At 59.3% G+C, this 8,616-nt stretch carries 6 protein-coding genes and 1 pseudogene; 6 read left to right on the plus strand and 1 reads right to left on the minus strand.

The genetic code is table 11. From position 1 onward, the window contains the following. Positions 1-8 precede the first annotated feature (8 nt). From IVA78_RS29415 to IVA78_RS29440, 6 genes and pseudogenes are all read left to right on the plus strand, one after another. Positions 9-1,172, plus strand: coding sequence for an acyl-CoA dehydrogenase family protein (locus IVA78_RS29415; protein ID WP_247469056.1), 1,164 nt, complete (start codon positions 9-11; stop codon positions 1,170-1,172). Positions 1,173-1,231: 59 nt separating this feature from the next. Further along, positions 1,232-3,442 carry an acetate--CoA ligase family protein gene (locus IVA78_RS29420; RefSeq protein ID WP_247469066.1) on the plus strand — a complete coding sequence of 737 codons (2,211 nt, stop codon included), beginning with the start codon at positions 1,232-1,234 and terminating at the stop codon, positions 3,440-3,442. Positions 3,443-3,660: 218 nt separating this feature from the next. After that, a pseudogene (locus IVA78_RS29425) lies at positions 3,661-3,908 on the plus strand (3-alpha,7-alpha,12-alpha-trihydroxy-5-beta-cholest-24-enoyl-CoA hydratase); the annotation flags it as partial. Positions 3,909-4,415: 507 nt separating this feature from the next. Continuing rightward, complete coding sequence (locus IVA78_RS29430) at positions 4,416-5,324, plus strand: CoA ester lyase (RefSeq protein WP_247469058.1); 909 nt, start codon at positions 4,416-4,418, stop codon at positions 5,322-5,324. A gap of 90 nt (positions 5,325-5,414) precedes the next feature. Next, the gene (locus tag IVA78_RS29435; protein WP_247469059.1) at positions 5,415-6,584 is read left to right on the plus strand and encodes a CoA transferase; all 1,170 of its coding nucleotides are present in this window, start codon (positions 5,415-5,417) and stop codon (positions 6,582-6,584) included. Beyond that, complete coding sequence (locus IVA78_RS29440) at positions 6,581-7,471, plus strand: MBL fold metallo-hydrolase (RefSeq protein ID WP_247469061.1); 891 nt, start codon at positions 6,581-6,583, stop codon at positions 7,469-7,471. The genes IVA78_RS29435 and IVA78_RS29440 overlap by 4 nt, the downstream gene beginning before the upstream one ends. Before the next feature lie 775 nt (positions 7,472-8,246). Here IVA78_RS29440 and IVA78_RS29445 read toward each other — a convergent pair. Further along, positions 8,247-8,616, minus strand: a 370-nt coding sequence (locus IVA78_RS29445) for an ATP-binding protein (RefSeq protein WP_247469063.1), incomplete at its 5' end; no start/stop codon positions are given.

Consider the following 8,616-nt stretch of genomic DNA (forward strand, 5'->3'; position numbering starts at 1 on the left):
GGTTTTTAGTGGATCTTGATCTTTCCGAGGAGCAAAGGCTCTTTAAGGATGGCGTCGACCGCCTGATGCGTGAGCATTATAGCTTTGAGGATCGCCGCAAGTACCGATCTGAGAAGACGGGATTCAGTGAGGCGATGTGGGCGCGCTATGCTGAGCTCGGGCTTCTCGGGCTGCCATTTCCGGAGGCTCATGGCGGGCTCGGCGCGGGGGCAGTCGAGACGATGATTGTCATGGAAGCTTTCGGCAAGGCTCTTATCCTCGAGCCATATTTCGCGACCGTAGTACTCGCAGGCGGTATCCTGCGGCATGCAGCAAACGAAACGCAGAAAACGAAGCTCGTTCCCGCTGTTACGGAAGGCCGAATGAAACTGGCCTTCGGTTACACCGAGCCTCAGTCGCGATATGACCTCTTCGATGTTGAAACTCAGGCCAAGAGAGACGGCGAAGGCTGGGTTCTCAATGGGGCCAAGGGTCTTGTCCTGCACGGCGATGTAGCGGACAAGATCATAGTATCAGCGCGAACTGCGGGCACCGCGCGGGAAAAGGGCGGCATTGGGCTTTTCATGGTCGACGCTAAAGCTCCGGGTCTCATGCGTCAGGGCTATCCGACACAGAACGGGCTCCGCGCGGCCGAGATTACATTTCAGAACGTCAACGTTCCGGCAGCTGATGTTATCGGCGACCCAGCAGGTGCTTTCCCAGTCATTTCGCGAGTTGCAGACGAAGCGGTTGCGGCCTTGTGCGCTGAGGCGGTCGGCTGCTTCGCTGAAATGCATACCATCACCGTTGGTTACATGAAGACGCGCAAGCAGTTCGGCACGACGATCGGTTCCTTCCAAGTGCTGCAGCACCGCGCGGTGGATATGTTCGTTGAATTGGAGCAGTCGCGTTCTATGGCGCTGTACGCCACCATGATGGCAGGAGAGAGTGATGTGACTGAGCGTGAGCGGGCGATCTCGGCGGCAAAAGCCCAGATTGGGCAGTCGTCGAAAGCGCTCGGACGGCAGGCTATCCAGCTGCACGGTGGCATCGGTATGACCATGGAATACAGCATCGGCCACTATTTTAAACATGTGACGATGATCGACACCTTATTCGGAGATACCGACCACCAGCTTCAGCGGCTCGCCTCGCTCGGAGGGCTCTTCGGCGAGCAAGCCATCGCGCGATAGGCCGGACCTCGTTAAGAGAGGCTAGCGTTACGCAAACCACAAGAGCCGGCGGGTTGAATATGCAAGTTGATCGTGTGCTACGACAGGACCGCCTTCAGCAGGGAACGGCGGAAAGGATTGGCCAGCTTTTTCGGCCGGAGTCCGTCGCCATTGTAGGAGCCTCCCAGAAGGGAGGCTTCGCAACAGAAATCCTCACGAATATCAAGAAGTGGGGTTTCTCTGGCGAGGTGGTTGCAGTGAACCCGCGTTACACGCAGATCGGAGGCGTGCCGTGCTATCCGAGTTTGACCGCCATACCTCATCAGGTTGGCCTCGCTATGGTCGCCGTTCCAAGCAAGGCCATTCCCGAGGTTCTCGAGGATTGCGAAGCCGCTGGCGTTCGAGCGATTCAGATCATCTCGAGCGGATTTGCCGAGCAAGCTGGGGAGGGGGCAAGTAAGCAACGCTGGCTTATGGAGTGGGCCGAGCGAACCGGCATCCCCGTGGTCGGTCCAAACTGCTTCGGTTTGATGAACGCGGCCAATCAGCTGATGGCAGTCCCACTGGACTTTCACTCGATGAAGGCAGGCGGAATTAGTTCCATCCTGCAAAGTGGCACGCTTGTCTATAGCCTGATCGTGCCATTGCTGGCTCGTGGAATCGGAATCGGCCGCGTAGTCACAGTGGGGAACGAAGCATGCCTCGATGTCGCAGATTTCATCGACTATTTTGCCGACGAGGAGGACACGCGCGTCATCACATCGTACTGCGAGCAGATCAGGCGACCGGTTCAATTCATCAAGGCTTGTGAGCGCGCTGCCGACAAGGGCAAGCCCATTGTGATGATCAAGGTTGGCCGCTCTGAAAAAGCGCGCCAGGCAGCTTTGGCTCACACCGGCTCTCTCGTAGGCTCGGACGTGGCCATCGACGCCGTCCTGAAACGATTGGGTGTCATCCGGGTCGATACGGTCGACGATCTGATCGAGACCGCGGTTGCGCTATCTGCGACGAAGCGGCCCCGCGGCCGCCGCGTCGCCTTCGCATCTTTTTCCGGTACCGCCGCCGGCATTTTGTCTGATGTCGCCGATTCCTACGGCATAGAATTTCCGCCGCTGCCCGCACCGGCGAGAGCTCATCTGGAAACGGTCTTTCCCGAGTTCGGCAATGTCGGCAATCCGCTCGATCTTACCGCACAGGGCGGCTATGACACGCACATCATCGATGAGTCGCTGAACACGCTGGCGACCTGTGGCGCCTATGACATGGTGATCTGGGGTCGCGGCTTCCCTTCCTGCCTGGATATGGGTTCCGCTCTTGGAAAGGCTTTGACGCGGGCTGCTGCGGCGGCCCCAGAGGTTGTCTTCCCGATCCTGAGTCTTGCCGGTGGCCATTTCTACACCTCTCTCGATCCAAAGGATCCGATGATCGAGCCGAAAGCGGAATTCGCGGGCATGCCGTTTCTTCAGGGGCTCGCTCCCGGGCTGAAGGCGCTCTCTGCTCTTATTGGCTATGCTGATTTTCAGCGTAGCCGGAAACCCGGCGATCGTCTTTCCGCCCAGTCGGGCCGGCGCAGCGCTTCCTATTCTGAGGCATTGCGCATCATGCGCGAGGCGAAGGGCGACGTACTGACGGAGCGTGAGGGTAAGCGTTTGCTCGCTCTCTACGGAATTCCCGTCACGCGCGAAGCGCTGGCGACGCGGGCGGATGAGGCGGCGCGCATTGCACGGACTTTTAATTTTCCGTTGGTGATGAAAGTCGAGTCGGCTGAGATCGTGCACAAGACCGACATTGGCGGCGTCATCTTGAATATTCCGTCAGCGGAGAAAGCAGCGGAGGCGTTCGAGCAAATCATGGCTTCGATCCGCTCGCACCGTCCCGAAGCGAAGATCGGCGGAGTGGTCGTGCAGGAGATGGCCAAGTCTGGTCCAGAAATCATGCTGGGTGCGACTTTCGATCCGCAATTCGGGCCCGTCATCGCCTTCGGATTGGGCGGTATCTGGGTTGAGGCACTCAAGGATGTGCAGGTGCTGCTGCCGCCCTTCGATGCGGCCGACGTGCAATCTGCAATTGGGCGGCTACGCGGCGCAAGGGTCCTGCATGGCGCGCGGGGTGGCGCAAAGACAGACTTGGACGGATTGGCCGACTGTATTGTCAAGTTTGGCACGCTCTGCACCGATCTGGCCGACGAGATCGGCGAGATCGACATCAATCCCGTCATCCTTTCTGCCGGCGGCGCTGAGCTAGTCGCCGTTGACTGCCTCATCACCAAAAAGAAGCTCAATGGAGTTTGATGGGGGAGCCGGCGTTAGTTGCAACGCTTGGTTCGACTCGCGAGACGTTCGGCAAAGAGGGATATCACTGCCTGCTCGAGGACAGAGGCGGCGTGGAGTGATCTTTTCAGCTACGAGAGAGATTGACGCCACAACGATCGTTGCTTGGTCCTTCGCAACAAACGTAAGCAGTCGAGCCCTATAATTTCGGCCAAGCCTTGGCGCGAGGAAAGATCACAATGGCAATCGACTATGAGCGGCTGATGGCCATGAAGAAACTCGGCCAAAAATACAGCTATAACGATCGCGACGTGATGCTTTACGCTCTTGGTATCGCAGGGGAGCTGATCCGCTAGACGAGAAAGAGCTCGCTTTCGTGAACGAGGCCACGGTGACGGCGCGGCCACTGAAGGTCGTACCGACGTTTGCCTCAGTCGCAGCCGGCTTCGCAGAGCCCGGTGAGTTCAATCTGAACCCCATCGCGATGGACCCAAACACAGCGCAGCCTATGCTCGTTGGCGACAACGCAAGCGCACTCATCCTCCGGAGTGGCCAGAAGTCTTGTGCGCGACACATTCGGCCGTAAAGGCAAACAGCACGGTAAGATAACTCACGCTACGATCAGGCGGTCTCGGTTCCGCGAACTCGTTTTCAAGAGGCTCACCTCTTCGGGAAGGCGACCTCATCACGCGCTTAGGTCGGCAACGCCGCGGACCCATGTGGCTTCCTATGATAGCTAAAGCGCAATTCAAGAACACGTTCACGTCCACGCCCGAGCAAGAGTGTGGCGCCGAGTGCTTTTCGCGGCTACATCATGGGCCAACCCGAACAAATTCTTCGAAAATGCCGTTCCAACGCTGAAATTGGGCTCCAAGTCCGGCCAATAGCATCAAAATAATCGAGGGTTCGCTATAGAAATAATGGAGCAGCGAAACTGAGACTTTAAGGGAGTCTTATGCCTCAGATCTTTCGAGACGCTAAGTGCTATCGCTCAATGCTGTTCGTGCCCGGACACAAGCTCGACTGGATGTTGAAGGCCCCCAAATATGGCGCCGACGCCCTGATCCTCGACCTGGAGGACGCGGTCGGGCTGGCGGAAAAGCCGGCCGCCCGCGTGGCGGTCGCGCACGCGATCAAGGAGCTGCGGGCAAAGCCCATTGGGCTTTTTGTGAGGCTCAATGGGTGGCGAACCGGACTCATGCTGGATGATCTAAGCGCGGTGGTCATCGACGGTCTCGACGGGGTGATGCTCTCCAAGACTGAGGATCCGGAGGATGTTGCCGCACTCGATCTGGTTCTTGGAGAGCTGGAGCGGTCGCGGGCGCTGCCGGTTGGCGGAATAGAGATTTGCCCGTACGCCGAGACGGCCGTGGCGATGTACAAGCTCTACGCCATCTGCATTGCGTCGCAGCGCGTTAAGCGGGCTGGCGCCGCATGTGGCCCCGGTCCGGGGGGAGACCCAGCCCGCGCTCTTGGTCTGCGACTCGATGAGGAGTCGGACGAGGCGATTTCCTTCGGGGCCTATTCTGTGCTGCAGGTGCGCGCGGCCGGAGTTGTGCACGTTGAAGGCTCCATGGCGGGGCGGTTGGATGACCTCGAGTTGGTCCGGCGACTCGGCGAAAGATCCAAGCGCATGGGCGCGTCTTTTGCCTCCGCGATTCACCCCAGCCACATCCCCATCATCAATGAAATCTACTCGCCCTCGAAAAGCGAAATCGGCGAGGCGCGCGATGTCATCGCGGCTTTTGCTGATGCTGTGGCCCGTGGCGAGGCCGCTATTCGGTATAAGTCGAAGCTGGTTGACTATGCGAACGTCCGGGTTGCGATGGACGTACTCAAGAGGGCGCAGGCGGCCGGAATCGACGTTGGCGACATTCCGGCGGTCGAGATTCCCGCTTATTGAATACTTCTGGTGCACAAGAGCGCGTTGGTGCGCGTTTGCACATCAGAAATACACATTTCACAAATCGCACCCGAACCGGAGATCGAATAAATGACGGAAGCCCTTCAAGGAATAGTCGTACTCGACCTGACGCAGTACCTGGCAGGGCCGTATGGCTGCACTCTTCTTGGCGATGTGGGAGCTGACGTCATCAAGATAGAGCCTCCGAGCGGCGACATGGGTCGTCAATATCCATCGACCTTGCCCAATGAAAACAGAGGTTTCATAGGAGCGAACAGGAACAAGCGCTCGATCGTGCTTAACCTGAAAAACCCTGAGGGATTGGCGGCCTTTTACCGGCTGGTCGACCGGGTCGATGTCGTCGTGCACAACTTCCGTCCCTCGGTGCCTAAAAGGCTTGGCATCGATTACGAGACACTACGCAACCGGCGGCCGGACCTGATTTACTGCTCATTCACGGGTTACGGTGAGAGCGAAGACGGTCCGCTTCGGGATCACCCCGGCTACGACACCATGCTACAGTGTTTCACCGGCCTGGCGGCGATGCAGGGCGGCGACGGGGCGCCGCAAATCCTCAACGGTTCGATCGTCGACTACTATTCATCCTCAATGGTCGCCATCGCGATCTTGTCGGCCATCGTCCATCGGCTGCGGACGGGGGAAGGACAGCATGTGAGGGCCTCCCTCTTGCGGTCCGCCATCGCGTTGCAGGCTGGCCAGTTCATATGGGCCGATGGGGAGCCTCGCAACATCGAGCGCTGGTGGGGGGCGAGTTACTCGGGGATTTATCCCACCAAGGAAGGCTACCTCTACCTGCAGGCCACCACGCCGACCTTTTGGAAGCACCTTTGTGAATTTCTCGGTTTTCCGGAGCTGCTGGGGGACCCGCGGTTCGATACGCTCACGAAGCGCGCCGCTCTGAGGGAAGAGATCAAGCCGCGGATCAGGGAAGGCCTGAAGCGGCACACCGCCCGCGAATGGGAAGACCTGATGCTTGGCAAGGTCCCCTGTATCGCAGTCCGATCGATCGATGAGATGTTCGACCATCCTCAAGTCCTGGCCGAAGGTCTTGTCACCGAGCTCGAACACCCGAATGTGGGGAAGTATCGAACCATGACCAAGGCAGTGGAGATGGGCATCGGAGATAGGCCAACGATCCGCGCCCCGATGCTCGGGGAGCATACAGACGAGGTGCTGGCGCGCTTCGGCTTCCAGGACGACGAGATCGGCGCGCTTCGGGCGAACGGAGCTGCAGCATGAGGACTCAGTTGTTCGGAGACATTCGCGTCGACTCGATCCCGGAGTACGACTCCCTCATCGCTCCAGGTGACCTGCTGGTGGGCGTAACGCCCGAGGACGTCGCCGAACATGAGCACTGGCTTGGTCCCCGTCACGTGGAGGCGGGGACTCGAAATCTGAAGTTGCGCTCGCATGCATATCTGATCCGCACGCGACACCACACGATCCTGTTCGACACCTGCTGCGGCAACGACAAGGAACGTTCGTACTATCCCGCATGGCATCGTTTGCGGACGCCCTTCCTCGAGAACCTCGCGCACGTAGGTGTCCATCCGGAACAGGTCGACTTCGTCATGTGCTCGCATCTGCACGCCGACCACATCGGGTGGCACACGCGGCTGCTGAACGGCGAATGGGTCCCCACCTTCCCCAACGCTCGCTACCTGATCAGCAAAGGTGAATTCGAATGGTGGCGCGACGCCATCCAGACAGGCGCTGTAAAAGCGTACCGGAAGCTGGCATGGGACGACAGCGTCCTGCCCGTGGTAGACCACGGTTTGGCGACCTTCGTGGAAGACGACCATGCCCTCGAGAACGAGATGCCGGACGAGGTGCGATACATGCCTCTCCATGGCCACACCAAGCACCATTGCGGCCTTTACCTCTGCTCGCAATCTCAGGATGCGATCTTCACGGGCGACGCCGTCCACCACCCGATCCAGCTCGCGCGGCCCGATTGGCTCAACGCCGGCTACGACGCCGCGACGGCAACCCAGGTGATACGGAACCTGATTGCCCGCCTGATCGACACGACGACGAAGCTGATGACTGCGCATTTCGCCGACCCCACCGCAGGGTGCATCGTAAGCGATGCCGGCGAGGTCCGGTTCCGATTTGACGAAGAGTGAACAGGAGGTCAGCGGCGACGCTTCGTCCGCAAACCTTCGTCCTTAGTGCGCGGCCTACCGCGGATATTCGGCCGAGGTTTCCCGCAATTGTGCCGCAAGACTCTCGGGCGCTAACGAAAAGCCCGGAACTGCGATGCACGCGATTTTAGCTTAGTCTGGAGAACTATGACATGAAAAGGCTAGGACTGAGAGGGAAGATCGAGGAGATCATCTACGTCCGACTCGAGGCCGGTGAGGACTTTGTCCATGCCCTTTTGTCAGGCTAGTGCGGATCTCCAGAGAGCCAAGGAGGGACAACTTGGGGCGACTTCCTTGAGATTCCGGGGCCGCTTCAGGTTAGCATGACGGGCATCCCTGGGACCGGTTGGAACCCAGACAATCTGCCGCCGTGGGAGGAGCTTCACGGTGGCTACGCTGATACAGGTTTCGGCCCTGGAGGTTGGGAGGGTCACGATAACCCCTATTTCAAGATTAATATCACGGCGATGAATGTCGACGAGACGGTCTGGTGCGCATTCCAGGGATGGTGATCAGGTGTTCCAGGCGATGGTGATCACGGATTCCAGTGATCGTGATCAGGTGCGGAGGCGAACACGGCTGACGGGTTTATGTGTGCTGGAAATGGTCTCCTCGTCAAGGCTGGCGGGTTGGTCCGAAGATCGTTCCTGCGGTCCATGGGAGGGCCCCGTGCGCGGCGCGGAGTGCCCCCATGAGCGACGTAGCGACGCGCGCGGGAGGGGCCTGTGGGCCGGCGGGGCGATCGTGCGCGAGGTGCTCACGGTTTTTTCTTTTCGCCAGCCCGACGCCGTAGACTATCGCCTTTGAGCTCGATGCGGTGGGCATTGTGAATGATGCGGTCCAATATCGCATCGCCGAGGGTGGGATCGACAATGACGTCATGCCATTGCGACACGGGGACCTGACTTGTGATCAACAAGGATCCCTTGTCATAGCGATCATCGACGATCTCAAGCAGATCACGGCGCTGGTCGGCGGTGAGCGGTTCAGGTCCCCAGTCGTCGAGGATGAGGAGATTGACGCGCTCAAGCGCGGCGATCTGGCGCGCCAGACGGCCTTCGCCGCGCGCCTGGGCGAGATCGGCGAATAGGCGGGATGTTCGCTTGTAGAGGACGGAGAAGCCGTCG

The organism is Bradyrhizobium sp. 137, from assembly GCF_023074095.1.
In the GTDB taxonomy this organism is placed as follows: Bacteria; Pseudomonadota; Alphaproteobacteria; order Rhizobiales; family Xanthobacteraceae; genus Bradyrhizobium.

Bases quoted from the DNA above. Each gene is read 5' to 3' on its own strand.
- IVA78_RS29430 (WP_247469058.1), top strand. From the start codon at position 4,416: ATGCTGTTCGTGCCCGGACACAAGCTCGACTGGATGTTGAAGGCCCCC.
- IVA78_RS29420 (WP_247469066.1), top strand. From the start codon at position 1,232: ATGCAAGTTGATCGTGTGCTACGACAGGACCGCCTTCAGCAGGGAACG.
- IVA78_RS29440 (WP_247469061.1), top strand. From the start codon at position 6,581: ATGAGGACTCAGTTGTTCGGAGACATTCGCGTCGACTCGATCCCGGAG.
- IVA78_RS29435 (WP_247469059.1), top strand. From the start codon at position 5,415: ATGACGGAAGCCCTTCAAGGAATAGTCGTACTCGACCTGACGCAGTAC.